This window comes from Actinomadura sp. B10D3, assembly GCF_039871695.1.
Classification (GTDB): Bacteria; Actinomycetota; Actinomycetes; order Streptosporangiales; family Streptosporangiaceae; genus Spirillospora; species Spirillospora madurae.
The window spans coordinates 34,332-59,003 of the sequence record NZ_JBDPLY010000029.1; the positions used below are offsets into that span (position 1 = coordinate 34,332).

Genomic DNA, 24,672 nt, shown 5'->3' on the forward strand with positions numbered 1-24,672 from the left:
CCATGGCGAGTGTTCTGGTGGTCGAGGATGACGCGAATGTCCGGACCGCCTTGATCAGGGAGCTGAGCGTGCGGTCCCACGTCGTACGCAGCGTCGGGACCGCGATGGACGCGCTGCGCGAGGTCACCCAGGCGCCGCCCGACGTCGTCGTGCTCGACCTCGGGCTGCCCGACCTCGACGGCGCCGAGGTGCTGAAGATGCTGCGCGGCATCTCCGACGTCCCGGTCATCATCGCGACGGCACGGGACGACGAGCCCGAGATCGTCCGGTTGCTGAACGCCGGAGCGGACGACTACCTCATCAAGCCGTTCTCGATCGAGCATCTCAGCGCGCGGCTCGCCGCGGTGCTGCGCCGGTCCGCGCGGTCCGGGCCGACCGCGGAGCTGAGCGTCGGCGGCCTGCACATCGACCTGGACCGGCGGGAGGCGATGCTGGACGGCAAGCCGCTGGAGCTGACCCGGCGCGAGTTCGACCTGCTGGCCTACCTCGCGGCCCGTCCCGGCCGGGTCGTGGCGCGGCGCGAGCTGCTCGCGGAGGTGTGGCGGCAGGCCTACGGCGACGACCAGACCATCGACGTCCACCTGTCCTGGCTGCGCCGCAAGCTCGGCGAGACCGCCGCCGCCCCCCGCTACCTCCACACGGTGCGCGGCGTCGGGGTCAGGCTGGCCGAACCCGATCCGCGGTCATGAGGAAGACACTCGTCCTCGTCTCGCTGGCGGTCACCTCGATGGTCGCGCTGGCGTTCCTGATCCCGCTCGCGCTCACCGTGCGGGAGATCGCCCGCGACCGGGCGCTGACCACCGCCGAGCGGCAGGCCAGCGCGCTCGGGCCGGTGCTCGTCGTCACCGAGGACCCGGCCGCCCTCGAACGCGCCGTGGCGAGCACCCAGGCCGGCGCGGCGGGCCGGATGACCGTGCACATGCCCGACGGCGGGCTCGTCCCGAAGAACACGCACGGCGACTTCAGCGCGGCGCCCGAGCAGCTCACCGAGGCCGGGCGCCGCGGGCGCTCCTACACCGCCCGCGTGAACGGCGGGTACGCGCTGCTGCAGCCGGTGTCGCTGGACGCGGGCCGGACCGCGGTCGTCGAGGTGTTCCTGCCCGACGACGACCTGTCCCGCGGCGTGTGGAAGGCGTGGCTGGTCATGACGACCGTCGCCGCCGCGCTCGTCGCGGGGTCGGTCGCGGTCGCCGACCGGCTCGGCGCCCGCATGATCCGCTCCACCCGGCGGCTCGCCGAGGCGGCGGGCGAGTTCGGGGACGGGGAGCTGTCGGTGCGGATCGAGCCGGACGGGCCGCCCGAGCTGATCGAGGCGGGCCTGGCGTTCAACGCGATGGCCGACCACGTCGTGCAGCTGCTGTCGGCCGAGCGGGAGATGGCCGCCGACCTGTCGCACCGGCTCCGCACGCCGCTCGCCGCGCTGCGCCTCAACGCCGAGGCGCTCGGGGACGGGCCCGTCGCCGACCAGACCCGGGAGGCCGTCGACCGCATCGAGCGCGAGGTGGACCAGATCATCCGGACGGTCCGGCGGCCGACCGGGCGGGGCAGCTGCGACGCCTCCAAGGTGCTGCGCGACCGCGTCGCGTTCTGGTCCGTCCTCGCCGAGGACGAGGGGCGCTCCTGCGAGCTGATCGGCGCCGAGGGGCCGGCGCCGCTGCCCATCCCGGGCACCGAGCTGGCCGCCGCCGTCGACGCGCTGCTCGGCAACATCTTCCGGCACACCGCCGAGGGCACCGGCTTCGTCGTCACCCTGCACCAGGGGCAGGGCGTCACCGGCATCCTCGTCGCCGACGGCGGACCCGGCATCAGCGACCCGGACGCCGCGCTCAAGCGCGGCAGCAGCGGCGGCGGCTCCACCGGCCTCGGCCTGGACATCGCCCGCCGCGCCGCCGAGTCGACGGGCGGCTACCTGCGCATCCACCGCAGCGTCCTCGGCGGCGCCCAGGTCCAGATGTGGTTCCGCACGAAGTGGCTGCCGCCCGCCCGCCGCTCCCGCCGCCTGGTGGGCCGCCGCCGCCACTCCCGCACCCAGCCGCGCCGCTCCCGTGCTAGCGGCTCCGTCCCTCCCGGAGCATCGTGACGGCCTGCTCGACCCGGCGCCGGCGCGTCTCCGGCTTCTTCGCGCCCTCGACCGACAGGACGAACCACTGCCGCTTGCTGTAGGACAGGCCCTCGAAGAACCGCCGTGCCCCGGCGTCCGCCGCCAGGGCCTCCGCGAGGTCGTCCGGGACGGTCACCTCGCGCGGCGCGGTGTCGAGCGCGATGTCCACGTCGACGTCGTCGCCCGCGGCGATCCCCGCGGCCCGCCGGTTCTCCGCGCTGACGGGCAGCATGTACCGGCCGCCCCTGGGCGTCACGGTCGACCGGTACGCGTGCCCGTTGATCGTGACCGTCACGGCGGGCCGCCGTCCACCGCCGAGCTCCTCCACGACCTCGCCGGGCACCTCCAGCCCGGTCGCCGTCTTCCCGCCCAGCTCCAGCGTCGCGCGAAACCTCATGATGACTCCTCTCCGGTGCGCTTCGGCAACGCGTCGAACGACCGGCGACCGAATCGACATAGAACGGGATTAAGTCCGCCTTAAATCCGGAGGTGCCGCCCGGGCGCGGCCCTAGCTTGATCGCCATGAAGCGCCCCCGCCCGCAGTACGTCGCCGCCGGGGTGATCGGCGTCGTCGGACTCATCGTCGCCGTGGTCATCGCCGTCGCCGGCTTCATCGCCAGCGGGTACGAGCCCACCGCGCCCACCTCGTACCAGGTCCAGGTCGTCCGGGTCGCGAGCACCGGCCCCGAGTTCGCGCCCTACGTCGACGGCAGCCTCTCCCCGCCGTTCGACCTGGTGGAGACGTCGAGAAGAAGCACCCCGATCTGAAGGCCGGCCGTGCCCTGGCGGCCCGAAGCCGCAGGCCGACCCCACCTGCGGCAGCATCGACCAGGAGCCGCTCGCCTTCACCCGCGCCTTCGCCGGCTGACCGGCACCCGGACTGGTGGGTCCGGGCCTGCATGTTGTACCTCTCGGAGGACACCGAGGGGGTGAAGGGCAGTGCAGGCACGTGAGGCCACCATGGAGGCGCTGGTCGGCGCGTTGGCACCCGAGGAGGGGCTGGTCGAGCAGATCATCGCCCGGGTGTGCGAGGAGATCCCCTCGTACGCCCCCGTGCCGCACGAGTCGCTGATCGCGAGTGTGAAGCGGAACCTCGGGCTGGCCGCCCGCACGATCAGCACCGGGCGGGTGCCCACCGCGGAGGAGATCTCCGAGGCCGAGGTGTCCACGCTGGAGCGGCTGGAGCAGGGCGTCCCGATCGAGGACATCATGCGCGGCTTCCGGGTCGTCCTGACGAGCATCCAGGCCCATCTGGTGGACGTGGCCCCCTGCCACGGGGTCGAACCGGCGGACGTGGTCGCTCTGTCCTCCCTGCTCTGGCGGCTCGGCGACACGTTCTCCGCACGGGTGGCCGTCGTCTACCGCCAGCACGACATCGCCGCCGCGGTCGCCGACCAGCAGCGCCGAACCGACTGGGTCATGCGCGTGCTCACCCTGGGGCTCCCGTCCACGGAGCTCCACCAGGGGGTGGTCGCCTACGGCTTGCATCGCGAGTCGCACCTGTACGCGCTGCGGGGGGTTCCTCTCGACACCGTGTCGCCACTGGTGCTGCGGCGCGAGATCGAGCGGCTCGCGGCACAGCCCGGTGCGGGCGATCTCGTGATCCAGTCGGGGGGCGAGGTCGTCGGGCTGGTCAGGCGCGTGCCGTCCGAGATCCAGCAGGGCGTCGTCGCGATGGGCCCGGCACGGCCGCTGAGCGAGGCGCGGGAGTCGTTCGACATCGCCACCCGCGTCCTGGCCGCCGTGCGCCGGCCGCTGCGCGCGGGCGTGCACAGCCTGGAGTCCGTCACCTGGCGGCTCGGCGTGGCCCAGTGCCCCGAGGTCACCCAGGTCCTCCGCGACCGGTACCTCGCCCCGCTGCGCGGCCACGGCGAGTTCGGCCGGGTCGTCGTCGAGGCGCTCGACGGCTACCTGCGCCACCGCCGCAACATCCCCGCCGCGGCGGCCGCCCTCCACGTGCACCACAACACCCTGCGCTACCGGCTGCGCCGGTTCGAGGAGATCGCGTCCTGCTCCCTGGAGGAGAGCGACACGCTCGTCGAGCTCGCCTGGCTGCTCGCGGGACTGCGGCCGGACGACCTCGACGCGTTGTAGCCCGCCACAACCGGCGCCCCCGAGCGTTGGGGCGTCACCCATGGTCAGGCGATCGCGGCGGTCACATCCTTGTGCTCAGTTCCAGTCCGGGTTCGGAGGGACGAGCCGTCCGGTGCCCCACGCGGACCGCTGACCATGGGAGTTTTGGATGACGACGCTGACACAGCAGCCGACCGCCATCCGCCGCACCAGGCAACTGGTGATCGGCGCCGTCGGCAACGCCGTCGAGTGGTTCGACTGGTACGTCTACTCGATGCTGGCGGTGTACTTCGCCGGGCAGTTCTTCCCGAAGTCCACCGACGAGAGCCTCACCCCCCTGCTCTCCACGCTGGCCATCTTCGCCGTCGGCTTCTTCATGCGTCCCCTCGGCGGCCTGGTGATCGGCGGCCTCGCCGACCGCTACGGCCGCAAGCGGGCGCTGAGCATGACGATCATCGGCATGGGGGCGGGCAGCCTGCTGATCGCGGTCGCTCCGACCTACGCGCAGGCGGGGATCGCGGCGCCCGCCATCCTGCTGCTGGCCCGGCTGATCCAGGGCCTGTCGGCGGGCGGTGAGTATGCCGCCGCGTCCTCCTTCGTCATCGAGTCGGCGCCCGACCACCGGCGGGGCTTCTTCTCCAGCTTCTTCTACATCAGCGCCACGTCGGCCAACCTCGCCGCGATCGGGATCAGTGCGCTGCTGGCGAACCTGCTCAGCAACTCGCAGATGACCGGCTGGGGCTGGCGCATCCCGTTCCTCCTCGGCTCCGTGGCCGCGCTGGCCGGGCTGCTGGTGCGACGGCACGCCCACGAGACCCTCGACGAGGAGACGACCGACCGGCCGGGACGGGGGCGTCGCGGCTTCTTCGACTTCCTCGTCCGGTACCCCAAGCAGTCCCTGCTGGTGTTCGGGCTCACCGCGGCCCCGGGGCTCACGTTCTACGTGTGGACGGCCTACCTGCCCACCTACGCCTCGCTGACCGTCGACTTCGACCCCAAGCTCGGCCTGACCTCCGGCGCGATCGCGCTGACCTGGTTCCTCCTGCTCCAGCCGATCCTGGGCGTCGTGTCCGACCGGGTGGGCAGGCGCCCGATGCTGCTGGTCTTCGGCGTCTTCTTCGCCGTGGCGACCGTGCCGATGCTCGGCCTGCTGGACGGCTCGTTCCGCAGCATGCTGGCCGTGCAGCTCATCGGCCTGACCTTCCTGGCCTGCTGGTCGTCCATCTCGAGCGCGGTCGCCGCCGAGCTCTTCCCCGCCCGGTTCCGCAGCGCCGGGATCGGCCTGCCCTACGCCGTGTCCGTCGCGCTGTTCGGCGGAACCGGCCCGTACGTCGCCACCTGGCTGGTCGACCAGGGACGGGCCACCTGGTTCCCCTGGTACATCGCGCTCATCGCGCTGGGGAGCACGCTCGTCTACCTCGCGCTTCCGGAGACCGCCCGGAAGCCCCTGAAGTGATCCGGCAGACCTGACGAGTGAAAGAGGAAGCGTGAGTTCGACCGCCATGTCAGAAACCGTGTGGGTCGCCGGTGTGGGAATGACTCCCTTCGGCGTCCATGCCGACCGCTCGTTCAAAGACCTCGCATGTTCGGCGGTCTCCGACGCCCTTGCCGACGCAGGCGCCGAGACCGGCGACATCGACGTCGCCCTGTTCGGCACGACGACCCAGGGACCGCTGGGGAACCAGCACATGGTCGCGGGTCAGATCGCCCTACGGGAGATGGGCGTCCAGCGGATCCCCGTGTACAACGTCGAGAACGCCTGCGCCACCGGTGCTTCGGCCTTCTCGCTCGCGGTGTCGCAGATCCGCTCCGGGGCGTCCGACGTCGCGCTGGCCGTGGGCGTGGAGAAGATGAGCATCGGGGATCCCGAGCGCACCATGGCGGTGTTCGACGGCGCCTACGACGTCTCCGACCGGGAGGGGCTCGACCGGACCCTCACGCTGCTCGGCGGGGACGTCGACGAACCGGATCTCGGGCGCCGCTCGATCTTCATGGACATCTACGCCGCGATGGCCCGCAACCACATGCGGCTGCACGGCACCACCCAGCGGCAGATCGCCGCGGTGTCGGCGAAGAACCACCGGCACGCGGCCGAGAACCGGCGGGCCCACTACCGGACGGCCTTGTCAGTGGAGGAGGTCCTCGCCGCCAGGCGGCTGTCCTACCCGCTGACGGTTCCGATGTGCGCACCGGTCACCGACGGAGGCGCCGCGGCGGTGCTGTGCAATGCGCAGGGCCTGCGGCGGCTGCGCGCCACCCGTCCGGTCAAGGTGCTGGCCGCCGTCGTCGGCACGGGGACCGACCGGGACGTCACCTCGTTCGACGGGCACATCGGAGCGCGGGTGGCCGAGCGTGCCTACCAGGCGGCGGGGGTCGGGCCGGAGGACGTGTCCGTCGCCGAGGTGCACGACGCCACCGCCTTCGCCGAGATCCTGCAGACCGAGCTGCTGGGCCTGGTCCCGGCGGGCGGCGGCGGTCCCGCCGCCGAGGCGGGCGTGACCGCGCTCGGGGGACGCGTCCCGGTGAACCCGTCGGGCGGCCTCCAGTCCAAGGGACACCCGCTGGCGGCGACCGGGCTCGGTCAGATCTTCGAACTGGTCCAGCAGGTCCGCGGCGAGGCGGGTGCGCGGCAGGTGGAGAGGGCGCGCGTCGCGCTCGCGGAGAACGGCGGCGGGTTCCACCGCGGTGAGGAAGCGGTCACCGCGGTCACGATTCTGGGGAAGGGCTGACATGGCGATCATCGACTTCTTCGACCGGGGATGGGCCGCCAACCCGACCGGCACCGCCTACCGGATGGGAGACGAGACCTGGACGTTCGCGGGGGCCGGCGAGCTGTCCTGCCGCATCGCGCACCTGCTCATCGACCTCGGGGTCCGGCGCGAGACCACGGTGGCGGTGCTCTCCCCGAACGCGCCGTCGGCGTGGCTGTGCGTCCTCGGCATCTGGCGCAGCGGCGGCGCCTGGGTGCCGCTGAACCCGGGCACGCCCGTCGCCGACAACATCGAGCTGCTCAACCGGTTCGACGTCGAGGTGCTCGTCTACCACGCCGACCTGGCGCCGGTGGTCGCCGAGATGAAGCCGTACCTGACCGGCGTCGGGCACTTCGTGGCGCTCGGCTCCGGTACGGAGGACCCCGTCCTGATGGACCTGGTCGCCACCCGGCCGGCGACGAAGCCCCGCGTCCCCTACGCGATGGACGACGTGGTCGCGGTCGCCCCGACCGGCGGCACGACCGGGCTCCCCAAGGGGGTGATGAACACCCACCGCAGCCTCTCCGTGATGGTGACGCACCAGATGATGGCGCTCACCCACGCCCCCGGCGAGCCGATCGTGAACCTGGCGGCCGCGCCGCTGACCCACACGGCCGGCCTGCTCAGCCTCCAGGCCTCCGCGCGGGGCGGCACGGTGGTGATCATCCCGCGGGCGGCGCCGGACGACGTCCTCGACGCGATCGAGCGCCACGGGGTGACCGACCTGTTCCTGCCCCCGACCGTGATCTACCGCCTGCTGGACGCGCTGGAGAACCGCGAGGTGGACACGTCCTCGCTGCGGTACCTCGTCTACGCGGCGGCCCCGATGTCCCTGGAGAAGCTCCGGCAGGGCATCGAGCGCCTGGGACCCGTCTTCATCGAGTGCTACGGGCAGATGGAGGCGCCCGCCGCGGTGACCTTCATGCGTCCGGAGGAGCACCTCGTCGACGGCATGCCCGCACCGGACGGCCGGCTCGCCTCATGCGGGCGCCCGTACCCCATGGCGACCGTGGCGATCCTCGACCCCGACACCCGCGAGGAGGTCGGCCCGGGGGAGACCGGCGAGATCTGCGTGCGCGGCGACCTGGTGATGAAGGGGTACTACAAGAACCCCGAGCTGACCGCCGAGACCATCGTCGACGGATGGCTGCACACCGGTGACCTGGGGCATCTGGACGCCGAGGGCTACCTCCACCTCACCGACCGAAAGAAGGACCTGATCATCACCGGCGGGTTCAACGTCTACCCCGGCGAGGTCGAGCAGGTCATCTGGTCGCATCCGGCGGTACGGGACTGCGCGGTCGTCGGCGTTCCCCACGAGGACTGGGGCGAGGCGGTGACGGCCGTGGTCGAGACCGGCCAGGGCAAGGACGTCACCGAGGAGGAGCTGAAGGCCCTGTGCCGGGAGCGGCTCGGACCGGTGCGCACCCCCAAGCGCGTGCTGTTCGTCGACGAACTGCCCCGAAGCGCCAACGGCAAGGTCCTGAAGAAGGACGTCCGCGCCCCCTTCTGGGCGAACCGGACCCGCGTGATCTGAGGAGAACCATGAACGAGCTCAAGGACAAGGTCGCACTCGTCGTCGGGGCCGGTTCGAGTGGCCCCGGCACCGGCAACGGGCGGGCCACCGCGGTCCTGTTCGCCCGCGAGGGCGCCACGGTGATCTGCGCCGACCGGAGTCAGGAGTCCGCCGAGGAGACCTGCGAGCTGATCCGGACGGAGGGGGGAACCTGCGAGGCGGTGCCCCTGGACGTCACCTCGGAGGCGCAGGTCCGGCAGGTCGTCGCGGACGTGCTGGCCCGGCACGGGCGGATCGACGTCCTCGACAACAACGTCGGGATCGCCGCCGTCGGCGGGGTCACCGACCTCGACGAGACCGAATGGGACCGCGTGTTCGCGATCAACCTCAAGGGAGCGTTCTTCACGATGAAGCACGTGATCCCGGCCATGGTCGACCAGGGCGGCGGATCGGTCGTCAACATCTCCTCGGTCGCGGGCATCCGGTGGACCGGCGTGCCCTATGCCACCTACTACGCGAGCAAGGGGGCGCTCAACCACCTGACCCGCACCACCGCCGCGGAGTTCGCGGACCGGCGGGTCCGGGTCAACGCCGTCCTGCCCGGCCTGATGAAGACCCCGATGGTCGAGGCGACCGCGAACCTGGCGGACGCCTACCGTGCCGACGACGTCGAGGCGATGTGGGCCAAGCGCGACTCCCAGGTCCCGATGGGGCACATGGGCACCGCCTGGGACGTGGCCAACGCCGCACTGTTCCTGGCGAGCGACCGCTCCCGCTACATCACGGGCATCGAGCTCCTGGTCGACGGCGGCATCTCCCTCGGGTTCGCGAACCAGTGAAACTACGCCTCGGAGCGCTCCTCGGAATGTGCCTGCTGATGGGAGCGTCACAGTTCCCCGCAGCCCACTCCGCGGCCTCACCCTCGCCGAAGATGGCCTGCGAGCGTCTCGAAACCCTCGACCTCTCAGGCCTGCGGGACGCCCCCACAAGGATCATCAGCGCCATCCCCGAAGAGCACTGCCTGATCAAGGGCTACGTCTCGCCACAGGTGGAGTTCGAGCTTCGGTTGCCGACCGGCTCCTGGAACGGGCGCTACCTCCAACTGGGTTGCGGGGGCCTCTGCGGCACGGTGCAGCCGGACGACCCCATGCAGCATCTGCCCGGCGGATGCGCGCCTCCCGATGACGGCGGGACCGCCATCGCGTCCGGCGGAGGCGGCCATACCGGCGCCGGTTCCACGGACGGCCTGTGGGCGCACTCGGACCCGCAACTGCGCGTCGACTTCGGCTACAGGTCCGAGCACGTCATCGCACTCGCCTCCAAGGCCATCATCAAGGCCTATTACGGGCAGGCCCCCAGGTACTCCTACTTCAACGGGTGTTCCAACGGCGGACGGCAGGCCCTCATGGAGGCCCAGCGTTTCCCGGACGACTTCGACGGCATCATCGCCGGCGCCCCCAGCAACATGCTCACCGCCCTATCCGGTGAACTGCTCCCATGGAACGCCCGGGTCAACAAGGGCGCCGACGGCCGCCAGATCCTCGACCCCGACAAGCTGCCGTTCCTCCACAGAGAGGTCATGGCCGCCTGCGACCCAGCAGACGGGCTCAAGGACGGTCTCATCGACGATCCGCGGAACTGCCGCTTCGACCCGGCCGCCCTTCGCTGCACAAGGACGCAGCAGGACTGCCTCACTGCGGAAGAGGTGGACGTCGTCCGCAAGCTCTACGGGGGACCGGTCGACCGCAAGGGCCGTCGGCTCTACCCCTCGGGCCTGCCCTTGGGCTCCGAGGCGGCCTGGCGCGACTACGTGATCGCCCCCGCCGGCAAGACCAGCATCCTGGGCACACTCGGCCTCAACTACCTGAAATACATGTCGTCCTGGACCAACCCACCTTCCTCTTTCACCCTGGACGACCACCGGTTCGACATCACGACCTTCAAGAAGCTCCGCCGCATGAGCGGCATCTACGACTCCGCCGACCCCGACCTCACCCGCTACCGCGACCGCGGCGGCAAGCTCATCCTCTGGCACGGCTGGGCGGACCCCGGCATTCCCGCTCAGAGCACCATCGCCTACTACCACGCCGTCACCGAACGAATGGGCGGCTTGAAGGCAACCCAGGAATTCGCGCGGCTCTTCCTGTTCCCAGGCGTCTACCACTGCGCGAGCGGCCACGGCCCTCACAAATTCGACCTCTTCAACCCACTCTACGACTGGGTGGAGAAGGGAACCTCTCCGCACCAGATCATCGCAGCCGACACCAGGGAAGGTCAGAAGCGCACCCGACCCGTCTACCCCTACCCGATGCAAGCGAAGTACACGGGAACCGGGAGCATCGACGACGCCGCCAACTTCAAGGGCGTCATGCCGAAAAACCCGCCAGACGACACCTACCCCTGGCTAGGTGCTCCTCTGCGATCGGGCTACCAGAAATGGTGCCACTGGAATGGCAGAACACTAGAATGCGAGCCCAAGAAATGATCCGATGAGCCCGAAACGCCGTCATCCCCGGGGCGACCCGACCGGTGGCACGGCGTTCGGAGAAGACGGAACCGTGTTCAGCGCTTGGTGCCGTATGGGGGGCCAGGGCGGAGATGGGTGGCCTGGGCTGCGTCCGGGACTGCTTGGCGTCGTTCTTTGAGCTGGTGAACGACTTCTTCGTAGTGCTTGTCTTCGAGGATTTCCTCGCCGGTCGGCGCCAGCGCGATGAGCATCAAGGTGATGACGGGGCAGCCGCCGATCCAGATGATCAGCGGCCAGGTCAGGGAGAGCACCCCCGCGCCGTGCGGTTCCGGTGCGGCGGTGTCCATCGTGAAGCCGGCGGCCGCCATGCCGGTGTAGTGCATACCGCTGACCGCCGTTGCCATGATCGGGATCGCTCCGGCCATCGCCAGCCTGTTGCGGACGTCGCGGATCACCCACAGGGCGGCGGTGGCCGCGACGACGGCGATCACCACTGACAGTGCGACGATGCGCATGTCGTAGTGGATCGACCCCTGCACCTGCATCGCCGACATGCCGGTGTAGTGCATGACCGCGATGCCGGCGCCGGTCACGAGGCCGGCCACCAGCAGCGCCGGCAGCCCGGGCCTGCTGTAGCCGACCAGGAACATGCCGACCGCGACGATCACGACCGCGATCAGCAGGCTCAGCACCGTACGCGGAACGTTCCAGGTCACCGTCGAGCCCGCGATGGTGGTGCCCACCATCGCGGTGAAGTGCATGGCCCAGATTCCGGTGCCGCCGATCGACACCGCCGACCATGCCAGCCACAGGGTGCGAACGGAGCGGGTGCCCACCCATGCCCGGCTCGTGCATACCAGGCCGAGGCCGCAGCCGAGACATGACACCAGATAGCTCAGCAGCGGGGCGTAGGTCCAATGCCCCATTCCCGTTCCCATTTCCATGTGGCCCAAGACGACTCCAAACCCTCATCCTGTGATGAGTAATGCGACGAGAACGGTCAACTGAAAAAAGGTGACCGATCACGTTGGGTAGCGATTCAAGATCTCTGCTGCACCGCACCGAGAATGTGTTGACCCTCCGGCCGGGGAAGCGGCCCAAGTAAACAGGACTTCACCGGTGATGACAAGATCATCTCAGCGCGCTTCGCCATGCACGCTGTGTAGTCAGATCCGGCGTCAGCCTTTGCTGGGCAGGCGTTTTGGTTGCGTATGGTCCACCATTTTTATGTTCATGACAAAGATCTCACCCGCCGGGCGTCCGGACGCGAATTGGATTCTCAGTAGACCAGGGTTGTCGAGACTTTCTCTGGTCCATTACCCGGGTGGCATGAGGTGGCGGCTCGGAGTCGGACGGCGGCGTGAGGGTGCTGCCGGCCCAGTCCGGGGTCACTACGGACTGGGGCTAGATCGGGCCGCCCACCGTGAACGGGACGAGGCGTGCCGTGGGGTAGGCGCCGATGGCCCCGTTACTTACCGTCGCGGTCATTGTTGTTTCGGTGATTTCGAGGGTCATGGAGATCCCCTCCTCCCTGGTTCTCGCAGGTGGGTGGCTCTCTCGTCGACGTCCCCGGACGGCTTCGGAGGGGGTCTGAATAAGGGTGGCTCAGCGGTTCCCTAAAGGAGCCTTAAGGGGCCCCTGTTGGGGGTTCTGGCGGCTTAGCGTTGCAGGCGTCACATCGGAGACACGGCGGAGGTGCACAGGCGGAGAGCAGAGCGAACGTCGGCTGAGGTTCCGACTGAGGTTCCTGATTGAGACAGGTTTCTGGCCTGCACGGCCTTGTTCTTCCCGCTCTTGGGCCGTGCGGGCCAGAAGCTTTTCTCAGCGGGGCAGGGCGCCGAGGAGGAGGAGCCGGAAGGCGTCGGCGGTGCCGGTGGCGGCGGTGTCGCCGGTGGCCAGGCGGCGGACGGCCAGGCCGTAGAGCATCGCGACGATCGCGGGGGCGTGGCGTTCGGCGTCCGGGATGCCGAGGGCGTCGAGGATCGCGGCGGCCAGCCGGTCGTAGGCCTCGACGGAGCGGGCGGAGGTCGCGCGCAGGGCGGGGTCGCGGGCCGAGTGCAGGTGGAGTTCCAGATTCGCGATCTGCTCGGGGCCGTAGGCGAAGTCGACGACGGCCTTCTCGACCTGGTCGGCCGCCTCGATGGGGGCGATGCCCGATTCTGCGAGGGATGTGACGTAGGCGGTGATGCGGGCTATCTCGGCGTCCACGAAGGTGTGCAGGGCCTCGCGGAGCAGGTCCTCCTGGTTGGGGAAGTGGTAGGTCAGGGAGCCGAGGGAGACGCCGGCCGCGCGGGCGACGGCCCGGTTGGTCACGGCGCCGATGCCCTGCTCGCCGATGAGGCGGAGGGCGGCTTGGAGAATCTGATCGCGGGCGCTCATCGCTGCACAGTCTTCCCTAGAACGGGCATCTTACGTATCGTTCGTTCGAACGAACGATACCGGGAGGCGTGGGTGGAGCTGGGGCTGGCCGGGCAGGCGGAGGCGCTGGCGAGGGGCGAGATCTCCTCCAGTGAGCTGGTCGAGGAGAGCCTGGAGGTCATCGGGCGGCAGGAGTCGCTCGGGGCCTTCCGGGTGGTGCGCAGCGAGGCGGCGGGGCAGGAGGCGCTGGAGGCCGACAAGCGGCTGGCGGAGGGGGAGCGGCTGCCGCTGCTCGGGGTGCCCGTCGCCATCAAGGACGACACGGATCTGGCCGGCGAGACCACGCCGTTCGCGGTGATGGGGGACCACCGGCCGGCGGTGGAGGACGGGGAGGTCGTCCGCAAGCTGCGGGCGGCCGGCGCCGTGATCGTGGGGAAGACGACGACGTGCGAGATCGGGCTCTGGCCGTTCAGCGAGTCGCCCGGGTACGGCGTCGCGAGGAACCCGTGGAATCCGGAGTACACGCCGGGCGGTTCGTCGGGCGGGTCGGCGGCCGCCGTCGCCGCCGGCATGGTCGCGGGGGCCGTGGGATCGGACGGGGCCGGGTCGATCCGCATCCCGGCGGCGTGGACGGGGCTGGTCGGCATCAAGCCGCAGCGGGGACGGGTCTCCGGATACCCGCAGACCGACCCGTTCAACGGGATCACGGTGTGGGGCCCGATCGCGCGGAGCGTCGGGGACGCGGCCCTGCTGCTCGACGTGCTCAGCGGGAGCCATCCCGACGATGTGTACCAGGTCGACCCGCCGCTGACCCCGTTCGCCGAGGCCGCGAGGCGCGAGCCGCGGCGGCTGCGGATCGCGGTGTCGTTCCGGACGGCCTTCGGCGTCAGCGGCTGGCTCGACCCGGAGATCCGCGCGGCGGTGGAGCGGCTCGCGCGGAGGCTGGCCGATCTCGGGCACAAGGTGTTCCCCGCCGACCCCGACTACGGGCCCGTGGCGCTCGGGCTCGTCCCGCGGGGGACGTCCGGTGTCGCCGACTGGCTGGACTCGATGCCGAACCCGAGGCCGGAGCACAGGACCGAGGTGGAGGCCCGCATGGGCCGGCTGGTCGGGAAGCGGCTGCTGCCTCTCGCGAAGAGGATGGACCCGTATCTGCGCAGGAGGATCGGCCGCATCTTCCAGGTCGCCGATGTCGTCCTGACGCCCACCACCGCGCAGCCGCCCCTGAAGGTGGGGGCGTTCGACGGGATGGGGTACCAGAAGACGCAGTCGGGCGTCGCGGCGGCGTGCCCCTATGCGTGGACGTGGAACGTCATCGGCTGGCCGGGGGTGAACGTGCCGGCGGGGTTCACCAAGGCCGGGCTGCCCATCGGCGCCCAGCTCCTCGGGCATGACTCCGACGAGGCCACGCTCATCTCGCTCGCCGCGCAGCTGGAGGCCGTCGAGGGATGGACGGCCCTGCGCCCCTAGAGCACGCGACGGGCCGCCGGTGCGGGGGTCCGAGCCGGTACCGGCGGCCCGTCGCGCTTCAGTACCCGGCGCCGGTCAGCATGCCGCCGTCGACGAGGACCTCGCTGCCCGTGCAGTAGGACGAGTCGTCCGAGGCCAGGTAGACGATCAGCCCGGAGACCTCCTGCGACTTGCCCATCCGGCCGAGGGGGAGGGCCTTCATGAACGCGTCCGCGTTGTCGGCGGTGGCCGAGACGATGTCGTCCTGCATGGTCAGGGGCGTCAGGACGGCGCCGGGGTGGATGGAGTTCACCCGGATCCCGTACCGCCCGAGCTCGCGCGCGGCGGACTTCGTCAGGCCGCGGACGCCGAACTTGCTCGCGCTGTAGGCGGCGAGGCCGGCGGCGCCGATGAAGCCCTCGGTCGACGACACGTTGACGATGGAGCCGCCGCCCGCCTCGCGCATCGGGGCGGTGACGGTCTTGACGCCGAGCCACTGGCCGACGAGGTTCACGTCCAGGATCGTGCGGAACTCGTCGAGCGTCATGTCCTCGATGGTCTTGTGCCGGAGGATCCCGGCATTGTTGACCAGGACGTTCAGGGCCCCGAACGTACTGGTCGCGATGTCGGCGGCACGCTCCCAGTCCCCCTGCTTGGACACGTCCATCCGGACGAACCGGACGTCGTCCCCGAGGTCGGCGGCGAGCTTCGCGCCCTCCTCCTCCAGGACGTCGCCGAACACGACCTTGGCGCCCTCGTCCAGGAACCGGCGGACGTGCGCCTTGCCCATGCCGCGCGCGCCGCCGGTGATCAGTGCCACCTTGCCGTCAAGCTGCCCCATCAACGCTCCTCGTCGCCGCTGCCGTCGGATAAAACCTAGCGAACGCTTGGTCAACGGAACAAGGCGGGGGTCCTACGCCGTGCGCAGGCCGTCGAAAAGGAGCGCGAGCATCCGGGCCGCGTACGCCTCGCGGTCGGGCGTTCGCTCGGACGCGACGCCGATCGCGTTGGTGAGCCGCAGCAGGTCGCCCGGGTCGATGTCGGCGCGGATCGCCCCCGCGCGCTGCGCGCGGTCGAGGAGCCGGCCGAGCGCCTCGCAGATCGCCGCCGCGGCGGCGCCGAGCCCGGTGTCGGCCCACTCCGCCGACATCGCCTCGATGATCACGGTGGAGGTGCCGCGCGGGGTGGCCGCGCCCGACAGGTAGGTGCGCAGCCACAGGCAGAGCGCGGCGTCCGGATCGGGCTCGGCGAGCAGCTCCTCGGCGCGCGCGAGGAGTCCGTCGATCCGCTCCCGCAGGACGGCGTGCAGCAGCGCGTCGCGGGTGGGGAAGTGCCGGTAGAGCGTGCCCGAGCCGACACCCGCGCGCTTGGCGATGTCGTCGAGGGACGCCCCCGTGCCGTGCTCCATGAACGCGACGCGGGCCGTCGTGATGAGTCGCTCGTAGTTCCGGCGGGCGTCGGCCCGCATCGGGCGGGTGTCCATGGGCACCGTCCAGCGATATAGCGCGTGACCTGGGGTGGTCCACGCCTGCTTACTGGACGAGCCTGCCATCTCCCAGGGGAGAGCGCTACCCGGACGGCGCGGCCAGTGCCTCGCGCGACAGCCGGTCGGCGCGCCGCGTCGTCTCCGGGAGGCGGTACTCGGGCGCGAGGGCGAGGACGGCCCGGCACGCGGTGTCGAGATCGGTGCGGTGCCCGACGGACACGAACACCGGTTTCACGCCGTCGCGCGTCCGCAGCACCCGCCCGACGACCTCGCCCCCGTCGAGCAGCGGGCTCGCGTCGCCGCGCCGCGGGCCGGGCGGGTCGTAGGTGCCGACGAACGCCGTCTTGCCGACGCCGATGGACGGCAGGCCGGTCAGGACGCCGAGGTGGCAGGCCAGCCCGAACCGCCGCGGGTGCGCGATCCCGAACCCGTCGCACACCAGCAGGTCGGGTGTCGTCGTGAGCGCGCGGAGGGCGCGCAGCAGCGTGGGCAGCTCCCGGAACGCGAACAGTCCCGGGACGTACGGGAACGCGGCCGTGCCGACGGCGACCGACTCCTCCACGACCTCCAGGGTCGCCGCGTCGAGGACGACCGCGGCGGCGGCCACGCGGTCGCCGGCACCGCCGCCGTCGCCCGCGTAGGAGACGTCGACGCCCGCGACGGTGCGCGGCGCGGCCGGGCCCGGGACGTCCAGGTCGAGCAGCGGGCGCAACCGGTCCTGGATCGCCTCGGCCTCCTGCGGCGTGGGCGGCCAGGGGTGCAGATCGCGTACGTCCATGCGGGGACGCTACCGGCGGTCAGGACAGCGACGCGTACGCGGCCTGCGTCAGCCGGAAGGCGCGCAGGTCGCCGGACGCCTGGTCGCCCATCAGGTTGGGCAGGTAGGCGAGCGCGAGCCCGGCCTCGGGGTCGCCGAGGCCGATCGAGCCGCCCGCGCCGGTGTGGCCGAAAGCCGACTCGCGCCCCGCCTTGGGCGTGTAGAACGTCTGCGAGGGACGCATGAAGCCCAGGCCGAACGAGCTGTCCACGAGCAGTGTCCGGTCGGCGCCGGCGACGCGCGGGCGCAGGGCGTCCCGCAGCGTGTCCGGGCGCAGGATCCGGCCCGCCACGAGGTCGCGGTAGAAGCCGGCGAGCCCGGGCGCGGTGGCGATCATCCCGGCGGACGGCCAGCCGGCCCGCAGCACGACCGGGTTGTTGTAGCCGCCCTTGCCCGGGTGCGGGTTGTTCAGCGACCGGTTCATCAGGCTCTGCGGGTCGAGGTAGGCCTCGGCGAGCCGCTTGAGGACGTCGGGCGCGCCGGGCCGGGGGGCGTCGGTGCCGCCGCCGCGGCGCCGTCCCGCCGACAGCTTCGCGGCCCGCTCGATCACGTCCTCGGGCGCCCCGATCCACAGGTCGAGGCCGCGGGCGAACTCGTCCTGGACGAAGGCGCCGACCGTCCGGCCGGACAGCCGCCGGACGATCTCCCCGGCCAGCCACCCGTAGGTCAGCGCGTGGTAGCCGTGGGCCTCGCCCGGCGTCCACTCGGGCTTCTGCGCGGCCAGCTCGGACGCGAGCGCCGGGGCGTCGGCCGCCTCCTCCGCCGTCACGGGACGCGCGAACGCGGGCAGCCCGGCCTGGTGCGACAGCAGGTGGGCCGCGGTCGCGCCGTCCTTGCCCTCGGCGCCGAACTCCGGCCACCAGGCGGTCACCGGGCCGTCGACCTCGTAGGCGCCGCGCTCGGCGAGCAGCAGCGCCGCGGCGGCCGTCACCGCCTTGGTGCAGGAGAAGCCGAAGCAGGGGGTGCCGGGCAGCCATTCGCGTCCGGTGCGGCGGTCGGCGACGCCGCCCCACAGGTCGACGACCTTGCGGTCGCCCGCGTAGACGGCGACGGCGGCGCCCAGCTCGCGCCCCTCGGCGAAGTTCTGCTCGAACACCTCGCGGACGCCGGCGAACGCCGGGTCGCAGTGACCCTGCACCGTGCTCATGGCGCGATCCTCTCACCGGGGAGCTCTATGGAATCACGTTCTAGGATCGCCCGCCGTGCCGGGTGGCGCGCTAGAAGCGGCCGAGATGGTGGACGGGCTCGGTGACCGGGTCCGCGGCGCGCTGCGCGGGGCGCGTCCGCCCGAACTCCAGCGTGAGCAGGGCGGCGGCCAGCCACGCGAGGTCGAGCCAGGACCGGAAGACGACGTTGCGCGGCCGGTAGGACGGCCTGAACTTCCTGTCGAACAGGTACAGCGACTCGACCGCGATCCACGGGTCGAGGAGGTGCAGGGCCCGGTAGCCCGCCTTCTCCGGCAGGGTCCGCTCGTCGGCGTCCAGCAGCTCGCGGAACGCGGCGAAGTTCAGCGACACGACCCCGTGGCCCCGCTCGCCCGCGTACCGGACCATCTCGACGATGAGCCGTTCGTTGACGCCGTTCGGCCCTCCGGGCGCGCGGCGCATCGCGTCCAGGCTGATGCCCTGGCCCGCGGAGACGTACCGCTGGAAGGCGATGGGCTCCTTGTCCTGGTCGTAGGCGATGGCGACGACCGCGCCCGGGTGGTAGCCGGTCAGCAGCTCGTCGAGGTTCATGGAGAAGCCGCGCTCGGCGGCGCCGCCCAGGGAGCGGGACGCGACGTCCAGCAGCTTCGCGCGGAGCACGGGGTCCAGGTCGCGTTCCAGGACGATCTCGGAGGTGACGCCCGCGTTCCCGGTGCGCTTCACGGCCTGCCGGACGTTGCGCATCTGCCGCCCGGACAGGGAGAACTCGTCGGGGCGGAGGACGACCTCGTCGCCGTACCCGATCGCCCGGCCCGGCCCCCAGGCCGCGAGCAGGCCGTCGCTCGCGCCGAGCACGGCCGGGCGCCAGCCGGTCGTCCGGCACATCGCGCGGAACGCGCGGACGGCGGCGGGGTAGGAGGCGGGGTCGCCGACCGGGTCGCCGCCCGCGACCGCCATGCCGAACAGGACGCGGTAGCCGATCGCGGCGCGGCCGTCCGCGCTGAACACGTACGCCTTGTCGCGGCGCAGGGCGAACGGGGCGAGGGTGTCCGAGCCCGGGTGGGCGACGAGCCCGGCGACGCGCCGGCGCTCCGCCTCGTCGCCGGGCGGCGGCGCGGGGTCGGGCGCGAGCAGGGTGTTGATCAGCACGAGGAGCCCGGCGGCGCCGGCGAGGCCGAGCACGCCCGGCAGCCAGGACGCGCCGTCGGTGGGCCCGCCGGTGGCGCCGAGCCCGGTCGCGACGTGCCCGACCGAGCGGATCGACACGCCGCCGAAGACCAGCGACGCCGCGGTGGCGGCGGCGACCAGGACCGCGCCGGTCCGCACGGCCGCGCGGACGCGCTCGGGGTGCGGGCGGACCGGGAACCGGTCGCGCTCCAGCCACAGGCCGCCGAGGACGGCGGCGAGCAGGGGCAGCCGCCACAGGGGGTCGTCGCCCGCGAGGACCGCGAGCAGCCCGAGGAGGACCAGCGTGACCAGGCCGTACCAGGCGGCGCGGCGGCGCAGCAGGGCGCCGCGGGCCAGCAGGGCGAGCGCGAGGCCGATGGCGATGGCGTGCGCGGGGGCGAGCGGGCTGCCGGTCACCAGCCGGGACAGCCGGCCGAGCCACTGCGGGGACTGCGAGAACGCCGGCACCGCGATGAGCACGGAGACCAGGAGCGCGGCGAGGGCGAGCGGCCACACCGGCCGTGCCCACGGCGGTACCGCGGGTTTCGCTGATTGCACGAAGGACACCTCCGCTGAGCCCTCAACCAAGATCCCCTGGAACCCATTCCCGCGTTCGGACGTTGACGACGGCCCTCGGCGCCGGCCTGGAACCGGACTCGCTGGTCAGGGCTTCACAAGCCATACCCGGGCGGGGGTCGCGGGGAACCCCGCTAGCCTCGTGGCGATGAAGAGGCTGCTGCTCGTGCACCACACGCCGTCGCCGTCCGTCCAGGCCATGGTCGAGGCGGTGCGCGCCGGCGCGTCCACCGACGAGGTCGAGGGCGTGGAGGTGGTGAGCCGCGCGGCGCTGGCCGCGACCGCCGTGGACGTGCTCGAATCGGACGGCTACCTGCTCGGCTCGCCCGTCAATCTCGGGTACCTGTCCGGGGCGTTGAAGCACTTCTTCGACCAGATCTACTACCCGTGCCTGGAGGAGACGGTCCGCCGCCCGTTCGGGGCGTTCCTGCACGGCAACAGCGATGCCGCGGGTGCGCTCCGGGCGCTGGACTCCATCACCACGGGCCTGAAGTGGAAGGCCGTCCAGCCGCCCGTGGTGGTGCTCGGCGAGCCCGGGAAGGACGATCTGGAGGCGTGCTGGGAACTCGGCGCGATCACGGCGGCCGAACTCGGCGGCGTTTGAACCGGGGGAGTCACCGGTAACGTGCCGATCATGAGTGGTTTCAGGCATGTGGCGATGTTCAGGTGGGCCGAGGGGACGACGACCGGCCAGCAGGACGAGGTCGCGGCCAGGCTGCGCGAGCTCCCCGGAGCGATTCCGGAGATCAGGGAGTACAGCGTGGGGGTGAACGCGGGCGTGAACCCCGGCGCGTACGACTTCGTCGTGGTCGCGGACTTCGCCGACCGGGACGCCTACCTGGCCTACCGCGACGACCCGGTCCACCGCGCGGTGGTGGACGAGTACATCACGCCGATCGCGGTCGAGCGCGCGTCCATCCAGTACGAGGCGTAGCGGCGCGGGCACGGGAGGGCGTGGAACCGAGCAAGCGCTTGTGTCTGAAGAGTTTTCGGGTTAATTTCCTCAGAGACGTCCGCCGGGGACGGATCGCGCCCCGTTTCCGGCGGGCGGCACACCGCCCCGTCCGCCGTCATCCGAGGGACCGCAGGTTCATGATGTCGTCGCGGAGCTGCTGGGGAGCCGGAGCCTCCAGGAGTCGAGGCCCGTCGCGCAGCGGCACCATGGCCCACCACGACCCCGTCGCCTCGCCGTACCAGACGCGTACACCCGGGAACTGCTCCTGAAGAGCGCGCACGGTGGCGGCGCGCAGGGCCGGGGGCGTGGGTTCGCCCTGGCCGGCGGCACCCTGATGGGTCGTCATGCCGACCTCCCCCCGTAGATCTCTCCGGCAACAGCGTCCTCCGGGACCAAAGCGTCACCCCTACTCGGCAAACAGTGACTAAGCACACTATGGAGGCTGGGGGCGCCGAACGGTGGGATACCGCGCCGATGTGGCCGAATGTATGTATCTGGTCGGCCCGAATGGGGCCACCGGAGGCATGACCTGGGATGAAGGCGGAGCCGCCGCCGGACGCCGGTCCGGCGGTCCACGGCGCGCTCGGGTGACGACCGGCGCGTCCGGCGGGGCGGGACGCGGGCGCGCCGCGGCTAGTGCAGGTTGATCCCGTCGAACATGACCTTGAGGTAGTGCTCGGCGAGCCCCTGGGCGTTCAGCCGGCCGCCGGGACGGAACCAGCGGACCGCCACCCACACGGTGTCGCGGATCATCCGGTAGGTGAGCTTCGGGTCGAGGTCGGGGCGGAACAGCCCCTCCGCCTGGCCCGCCTGGAGCGTGTTCACCCACATCTTCTCGACCTCGTCCTCGGACTTGATCAGGTAGGCGAACCGGTCCATCCCGCGGAGGTAGTTCCAGTCGTTCTGCATGACCGTGATGGCGGCCCGGTGCGGCTCCAGGGTGCCGAACGCGACCCGGACGAGCCCCGCGATCGTGTCCCGCGGGTTGCGGTTCTCGTCGATCACCGCCTGGTAGCCCGCCATGATGTCGGTGAAGAACCCGGAGAGGATCTCGTCGACGATCGACTCCTTGGAGTCGAAGTGGTGGTACAGGCTGCCGGAGAGGATGCCCGCCTCCTCGGCGATGTTGCGGACCGTCGTGGCCTGGAAGCCCTTCTCCGCGAACAGTTCGGCCGCGAGCCTCACCAGGTGCTCGCGGCGCTCCGAGGCCAGCGCCGCCGATCCCCGGCCGCGGCGGCGCTGGCCGCTCTCGCCGGAGGCGCGGGTTCTCGATCGTCCGGACTTGGCGCTCGTGGTCGTCACCCTCTCATTATGCCGTCTCGCCCTACCGCTTGCTCGTGTCGCGGCCGCACCAGCGTACGGGGGACAGCAAGCGCTTGCTACAGGTGCCGTCCACCCCGCTCGCCCCCGCCGCATAGGCTCGGCCCCATGTCCGACGTGATCGTGTTCGACCTGTACGGAGTGATCGCCCGCACCCAGACCCCCGAGGCGGTGCGGCGGATCGAGGAGCTCGCCGGGGCGCCCGGCCCCGCGTTCTGGGACGCCTACTGGGCCTGCCGCCCCGCCTACGACGCCGGCCAGGAGAGCGCCTCCTACTGGGCGGACGTCGCCGGGCTGCTCGGCGTCACGTTCCCCGACGTCGCGGCGCTGAACGAGGCCGACCTCGACAGCTGGACCGAGGTCGACGACGACATGGTCGCGCTCGTCGGCGAGCTGGCCGACGAGGGCCGCACGCTCGGGCTGCTGTCCAACATCATCGGCGACCTGGTGCCCCGCTTCGAGGCCCGGCACGGCGGCTGGCTCGCCCGCTTCGACGCGCGCGTCTACTCCTGTGACATCGGCGTCGCCAAGCCCGACCCGCGCGCCTACGAGATCTGCGCCGAGCGCCTCGGCGTCACGCCCGCCGACGTGCTCTTCTTCGACGACAGCGAGCGCAACGTCCGCGCCGCCCGCGCCACCGGCATGCGCGCCGAACTCTTCACCTCCCGCTCCCAGGTCCGCACCCTCGTCGCCTAGGGCGATCCGTGCGGTGGCGCCCGGGGCGGGCACCACCGCACGCTCGGTGTCAGTCGAACTCGCCGATGGTGTCCTGGTCCGGCCGCAGGGAAACGATCTGCTCCGGGCTCAGCGCTCCCCGCACGGCCCAGACGTCGTCGACGGCTCCCGGCCAGTACTCGGGATCTCCGATGGCGGACCGCCCGACCTGGAGGGCGCCCCCGGCGGCGAACGCGCCGACGTCCGGTTTCACCGACCGGTCCCCGTCGGGATTGCCGTTCACGTACAGGGCCATCGTCCGGGTCGGGGCGTCATAGACGACCGCGAGCTGGTCCCACGACCCGCTGACCGTCGTGTGCTCGGCGATGGTGACCTTCGCGTCCGGGCTGTCGGAGTCGGCCATCACCAGTTGCCAGCGGTACGTGCCGGGGTCGGCCCCCGGCTGGAACCGCAGCGCCATCCGGTTCACGTTCTCGCCCGGCAGCGAGAGCAGGGTCGCGGCCCGCGCCGGGAGCCGCCCCGTGTCCACCCAGGCGGTGAGGGTGAAGCTCCCGTCCGTGCGGACGGCGGGGCCGGCGGTCTCGGCGAAGCCGCCGGTGCCGTCCAGGAGCAGCCCGGCCGGGGACACCCAGGCGGCCCCGGCGGACGGGTCGATGACCGCCCCGCCGCGCAGCGCCATGGCATTGACGGACGAGGAGTCGTCGGCGCCGTCGACGTCGAACTTCCAGCGCCCGCGGGTCTGCTTCGGCACCCGCACGAGCTCCGCCGCCTCGCTCGGGACGATGATCCGGTCGTGCACCCTGACCTCGTCGAGATCGCCGTGGAAGGGGTGCCTGCGGGGCCGGACGCCCGCGCCGAGCCGGAGCGGCCCCCGCGCGTTCCACGCGGTGGCGCCGGCCGCCGCATCGGAGGCGAGCGCGCCGTTCACGTACAGCCGCAGCCTCTTCTGCGTGGCGTCGTACGAGCCGGCCAGGTGCGTCCACGTGCCGGGATGGACGGGCTGCTCCGCGACGGCCCGCGTGACCGGGGCGCCCGCGGAGTCCGAACCGGTCTGGACGAACGCCCAGTGCCCGTCCCGCGACTGGAGCGAGAAGGCGTTCCTGCGCCTTCCGGTCGCCGCGACGACGACGGCGTCGCCGCCCGCCGCCGGCCGGACCCAGGCGGACAGGGTGAAGCTCTCGGTCGTGTCCACGAGCGAGGCGGTGTCGGCATGGCCGCCGTCCAGCCGCACCGCCGTCCCGACCTGCCCCTCGGCGCCGGGGGCGACCTGCCCGGTCACCTGCGCGGTGACCGGCGCTTCGCCGTCACGGGTCTCCGCCACGAGCTCCTGAGCTCCGGCCGGTTCGTCGAGTTTCCAGTGCGCCTTCGGGGCGCTGCCCGCGCTGACCCGGAACTCGTAGGAGGTCGTCGGGCTGTTCTCCCCGGCGGGGCCGAAGGACTGGACCGTGAGGATGACGGGACCGCTGCGCTGGGGGGCGATCGGCACGGTGACCGGCGCCCCGTCCTGCGTGGGCAGGTCCAGGCCGGGCTGCCCGCTGATGGCCACGGTGTACCGTGCCGCCTGGTCGCTCGGGTCATCGAACGTGAAGTCGCCGTAGATCCCGACGCCGCCGTGCCACGCGCCGTCGGACGGGTAGTCGGTCGAGATGACGGTGGGCGCCGGCGGCACGTCCGCGGCCCGGGCCGCTCCCATGCTCCCCGCGATGGACGCCGGTGCCGCCACCGCGAGCGCGGTGAGCAGGGCCGGAAAGGTTCGACGTGGACGCATCCACACCTCCTGGACACGGCATGCGGCGCAGCGGGGAGGAACGCCGTTC

At 71.8% G+C, this 24,672-nt stretch carries 24 protein-coding genes; 13 read left to right on the forward strand and 11 right to left on the reverse strand.

Going from position 1 to position 24,672, the window contains the following annotated elements; all coding sequences use genetic code 11:
• Nucleotides 1–2 precede the first annotated feature (2 nt).
• Nucleotides 3–689, forward strand: coding sequence for a response regulator transcription factor (locus ABGB11_RS32920; RefSeq protein WP_347639328.1), 687 nt, complete (start codon nt 3–5; stop codon nt 687–689).
• On the forward strand, nt 686–2,080 hold the full coding sequence (locus ABGB11_RS32925; protein ID WP_347639330.1) for a HAMP domain-containing sensor histidine kinase: 1,395 nt from the start codon (nt 686–688) through the stop codon (nt 2,078–2,080). Before ABGB11_RS32920 ends, ABGB11_RS32925 begins: the two co-directional genes overlap by 4 nt.
• Here ABGB11_RS32925 and ABGB11_RS32930 read toward each other — a convergent pair.
• The gene (locus ABGB11_RS32930; RefSeq protein WP_347639332.1) at nt 2,049–2,498 is read right to left on the reverse strand and encodes a YdeI/OmpD-associated family protein; all 450 of its coding nucleotides are present in this window, start codon (nt 2,496–2,498) and stop codon (nt 2,049–2,051) included. The two genes, ABGB11_RS32925 and ABGB11_RS32930, sit on opposite strands and share 32 nt — an antisense overlap.
• Nucleotides 2,499–2,623: 125 nt before the next feature.
• Between ABGB11_RS32930 and ABGB11_RS32935 the strand changes: the two genes are divergently transcribed.
• The 7 genes from ABGB11_RS32935 (at nt 2,624) to ABGB11_RS32965 (ending at nt 10,925) form a co-directional block, all read left to right on the forward strand.
• Nucleotides 2,624–2,869 (forward strand): hypothetical protein, encoded by a 246-nt coding sequence (locus tag ABGB11_RS32935; RefSeq protein WP_347639334.1) that lies wholly within the window; start codon nt 2,624–2,626, stop codon nt 2,867–2,869.
• Between the two features lie 171 nt (nt 2,870–3,040).
• Nucleotides 3,041–4,195: a helix-turn-helix domain-containing protein gene (locus ABGB11_RS32940; protein ID WP_347639336.1), complete on the forward strand. Its 1,155-nt coding sequence runs from the start codon at nt 3,041–3,043 to the stop codon at nt 4,193–4,195.
• Between the two features lie 148 nt (nt 4,196–4,343).
• Complete coding sequence (locus ABGB11_RS32945) at nt 4,344–5,630, forward strand: MFS transporter (protein ID WP_347639338.1); 1,287 nt, start codon at nt 4,344–4,346, stop codon at nt 5,628–5,630.
• A 31-nt stretch (nt 5,631–5,661) separates the two neighbouring features.
• Complete coding sequence (locus ABGB11_RS32950; RefSeq protein ID WP_347639340.1) at nt 5,662–6,903, forward strand: thiolase family protein; 1,242 nt, start codon at nt 5,662–5,664, stop codon at nt 6,901–6,903.
• 1 nt (nt 6,904) lies between these two features.
• Complete coding sequence (locus ABGB11_RS32955) at nt 6,905–8,461, forward strand: AMP-binding protein (protein WP_347639342.1); 1,557 nt, start codon at nt 6,905–6,907, stop codon at nt 8,459–8,461.
• Nucleotides 8,462–8,469: 8 nt separating this feature from the next.
• On the forward strand, nt 8,470–9,279 hold the full coding sequence (locus ABGB11_RS32960) for an SDR family NAD(P)-dependent oxidoreductase (RefSeq protein WP_347639344.1): 810 nt from the start codon (nt 8,470–8,472) through the stop codon (nt 9,277–9,279).
• Nucleotides 9,280–9,371: 92 nt separating this feature from the next.
• Nucleotides 9,372–10,925 carry a tannase/feruloyl esterase family alpha/beta hydrolase gene (locus ABGB11_RS32965; protein ID WP_347639346.1) on the forward strand — a complete coding sequence of 518 codons (1,554 nt, stop codon included), beginning with the start codon at nt 9,372–9,374 and terminating at the stop codon, nt 10,923–10,925.
• A gap of 77 nt (nt 10,926–11,002) precedes the next feature.
• Here ABGB11_RS32965 and ABGB11_RS32970 read toward each other — a convergent pair whose 3' ends face one another.
• Nucleotides 11,003–11,698, reverse strand: coding sequence for an MHYT domain-containing protein (locus ABGB11_RS32970; RefSeq protein WP_347639348.1), 696 nt, complete (start codon nt 11,696–11,698; stop codon nt 11,003–11,005).
• Nucleotides 11,699–12,728: 1,030 nt separating this feature from the next.
• The gene (locus ABGB11_RS32975) at nt 12,729–13,286 is read right to left on the reverse strand and encodes a TetR family transcriptional regulator (RefSeq protein WP_347639350.1); all 558 of its coding nucleotides are present in this window, start codon (nt 13,284–13,286) and stop codon (nt 12,729–12,731) included.
• Between the two features lie 72 nt (nt 13,287–13,358).
• On the opposite strand from ABGB11_RS32975, the gene ABGB11_RS32980 reads away from it, so the two are divergent.
• A complete protein-coding gene (locus ABGB11_RS32980) occupies nt 13,359–14,735 on the forward strand; it encodes an amidase (protein ID WP_347639352.1) in 1,377 nt (458 codons plus the stop codon).
• Nucleotides 14,736–14,793: 58 nt separating this feature from the next.
• Here ABGB11_RS32980 and ABGB11_RS32985 read toward each other — a convergent pair whose 3' ends face one another.
• The 5 genes from ABGB11_RS32985 to ABGB11_RS33005 all read right to left on the reverse strand — a co-directional run bounded on the left by ABGB11_RS32985 (nt 14,794) and on the right by ABGB11_RS33005 (nt 19,887).
• Nucleotides 14,794–15,555 (reverse strand): glucose 1-dehydrogenase, encoded by a 762-nt coding sequence (locus ABGB11_RS32985; RefSeq protein WP_347639354.1) that lies wholly within the window; start codon nt 15,553–15,555, stop codon nt 14,794–14,796.
• A gap of 72 nt (nt 15,556–15,627) precedes the next feature.
• Nucleotides 15,628–16,197, reverse strand: coding sequence for a TetR/AcrR family transcriptional regulator (locus ABGB11_RS32990; protein WP_347639356.1), 570 nt, complete (start codon nt 16,195–16,197; stop codon nt 15,628–15,630).
• 85 nt (nt 16,198–16,282) lie between these two features.
• Complete coding sequence (gene nfi / locus ABGB11_RS32995) at nt 16,283–16,978, reverse strand: deoxyribonuclease V (protein ID WP_347639358.1); 696 nt, start codon at nt 16,976–16,978, stop codon at nt 16,283–16,285.
• 19 nt (nt 16,979–16,997) lie between these two features.
• Entirely contained in the window at nt 16,998–18,164 is a 1,167-nt protein-coding gene (locus ABGB11_RS33000; protein ID WP_347639360.1) for a serine hydrolase domain-containing protein, read from the reverse strand.
• Between the two features lie 70 nt (nt 18,165–18,234).
• A complete protein-coding gene (locus ABGB11_RS33005) occupies nt 18,235–19,887 on the reverse strand; it encodes a phosphatidylglycerol lysyltransferase domain-containing protein (RefSeq protein ID WP_347639362.1) in 1,653 nt (550 codons plus the stop codon).
• A 166-nt stretch (nt 19,888–20,053) separates the two neighbouring features.
• On the opposite strand from ABGB11_RS33005, the gene ABGB11_RS33010 reads away from it, so the two are divergent.
• Both ABGB11_RS33010 and ABGB11_RS33015 read left to right on the forward strand, forming a co-directional pair.
• Nucleotides 20,054–20,509 carry a flavodoxin gene (locus tag ABGB11_RS33010; protein ID WP_347639364.1) on the forward strand — a complete coding sequence of 152 codons (456 nt, stop codon included), beginning with the start codon at nt 20,054–20,056 and terminating at the stop codon, nt 20,507–20,509.
• 30 nt (nt 20,510–20,539) lie between these two features.
• The gene (locus tag ABGB11_RS33015; RefSeq protein ID WP_347639366.1) at nt 20,540–20,839 is read left to right on the forward strand and encodes a Dabb family protein; all 300 of its coding nucleotides are present in this window, start codon (nt 20,540–20,542) and stop codon (nt 20,837–20,839) included.
• 136 nt (nt 20,840–20,975) lie between these two features.
• Here the strand turns inward: ABGB11_RS33015 and ABGB11_RS33020 are convergent, their stop codons facing one another.
• Together ABGB11_RS33020 and ABGB11_RS33025 are read right to left on the reverse strand one after the other, a co-directional pair.
• Nucleotides 20,976–21,206, reverse strand: a complete 231-nt coding sequence (locus ABGB11_RS33020) for a hypothetical protein (RefSeq protein WP_347639367.1) — start codon at nt 21,204–21,206, stop codon at nt 20,976–20,978.
• A 287-nt stretch (nt 21,207–21,493) separates the two neighbouring features.
• The gene (locus tag ABGB11_RS33025) at nt 21,494–22,162 is read right to left on the reverse strand and encodes a TetR/AcrR family transcriptional regulator (RefSeq protein WP_347639369.1); all 669 of its coding nucleotides are present in this window, start codon (nt 22,160–22,162) and stop codon (nt 21,494–21,496) included.
• Nucleotides 22,163–22,288: 126 nt separating this feature from the next.
• Between ABGB11_RS33025 and ABGB11_RS33030 the strand changes: the two genes are divergently transcribed.
• On the forward strand, nt 22,289–22,876 hold the full coding sequence (locus tag ABGB11_RS33030) for an HAD family phosphatase (RefSeq protein ID WP_347639371.1): 588 nt from the start codon (nt 22,289–22,291) through the stop codon (nt 22,874–22,876).
• A 49-nt stretch (nt 22,877–22,925) separates the two neighbouring features.
• On the opposite strand, the gene ABGB11_RS33035 is transcribed toward ABGB11_RS33030, so the two are convergent.
• Entirely contained in the window at nt 22,926–24,623 is a 1,698-nt protein-coding gene (locus ABGB11_RS33035) for a LamG domain-containing protein (RefSeq protein ID WP_347639373.1), read from the reverse strand.
• Between the last annotated feature and the right edge of the window lie 49 nt (nt 24,624–24,672).

Coding starts and splice junctions, on each gene's coding strand:
- ABGB11_RS32965 (WP_347639346.1), top strand. CDS start 9,372: ATGGCCTGCGAGCGTCTCGAAACCCTCGACCTCTCAGGCCTGCGGGAC.
- ABGB11_RS32955 (WP_347639342.1), top strand. CDS start 6,905: ATGGCGATCATCGACTTCTTCGACCGGGGATGGGCCGCCAACCCGACC.
- ABGB11_RS33010 (WP_347639364.1), top strand. CDS start 20,054: ATGAAGAGGCTGCTGCTCGTGCACCACACGCCGTCGCCGTCCGTCCAG.
- nfi (WP_347639358.1), bottom strand. CDS start 16,978: ATGGACGTACGCGATCTGCACCCCTGGCCGCCCACGCCGCAGGAGGCC.
- ABGB11_RS32960 (WP_347639344.1), top strand. CDS start 8,470: ATGAACGAGCTCAAGGACAAGGTCGCACTCGTCGTCGGGGCCGGTTCG.
- ABGB11_RS32935 (WP_347639334.1), top strand. CDS start 2,624: ATGAAGCGCCCCCGCCCGCAGTACGTCGCCGCCGGGGTGATCGGCGTC.
- ABGB11_RS33035 (WP_347639373.1), bottom strand. CDS start 24,623: ATGCGTCCACGTCGAACCTTTCCGGCCCTGCTCACCGCGCTCGCGGTG.
- ABGB11_RS32945 (WP_347639338.1), top strand. CDS start 4,344: ATGACGACGCTGACACAGCAGCCGACCGCCATCCGCCGCACCAGGCAA.
- ABGB11_RS33015 (WP_347639366.1), top strand. CDS start 20,540: ATGAGTGGTTTCAGGCATGTGGCGATGTTCAGGTGGGCCGAGGGGACG.
- ABGB11_RS33020 (WP_347639367.1), bottom strand. CDS start 21,206: ATGACGACCCATCAGGGTGCCGCCGGCCAGGGCGAACCCACGCCCCCG.
- ABGB11_RS32985 (WP_347639354.1), bottom strand. CDS start 15,555: ATGGGGCAGCTTGACGGCAAGGTGGCACTGATCACCGGCGGCGCGCGC.
- ABGB11_RS32925 (WP_347639330.1), top strand. CDS start 686: ATGAGGAAGACACTCGTCCTCGTCTCGCTGGCGGTCACCTCGATGGTC.
- ABGB11_RS32930 (WP_347639332.1), bottom strand. CDS start 2,498: ATGAGGTTTCGCGCGACGCTGGAGCTGGGCGGGAAGACGGCGACCGGG.
- ABGB11_RS33000 (WP_347639360.1), bottom strand. CDS start 18,164: ATGAGCACGGTGCAGGGTCACTGCGACCCGGCGTTCGCCGGCGTCCGC.
- ABGB11_RS33030 (WP_347639371.1), top strand. CDS start 22,289: ATGTCCGACGTGATCGTGTTCGACCTGTACGGAGTGATCGCCCGCACC.
- ABGB11_RS32990 (WP_347639356.1), bottom strand. CDS start 16,197: ATGGACACCCGCCCGATGCGGGCCGACGCCCGCCGGAACTACGAGCGA.
- ABGB11_RS32975 (WP_347639350.1), bottom strand. CDS start 13,286: ATGAGCGCCCGCGATCAGATTCTCCAAGCCGCCCTCCGCCTCATCGGC.
- ABGB11_RS32920 (WP_347639328.1), top strand. CDS start 3: ATGGCGAGTGTTCTGGTGGTCGAGGATGACGCGAATGTCCGGACCGCC.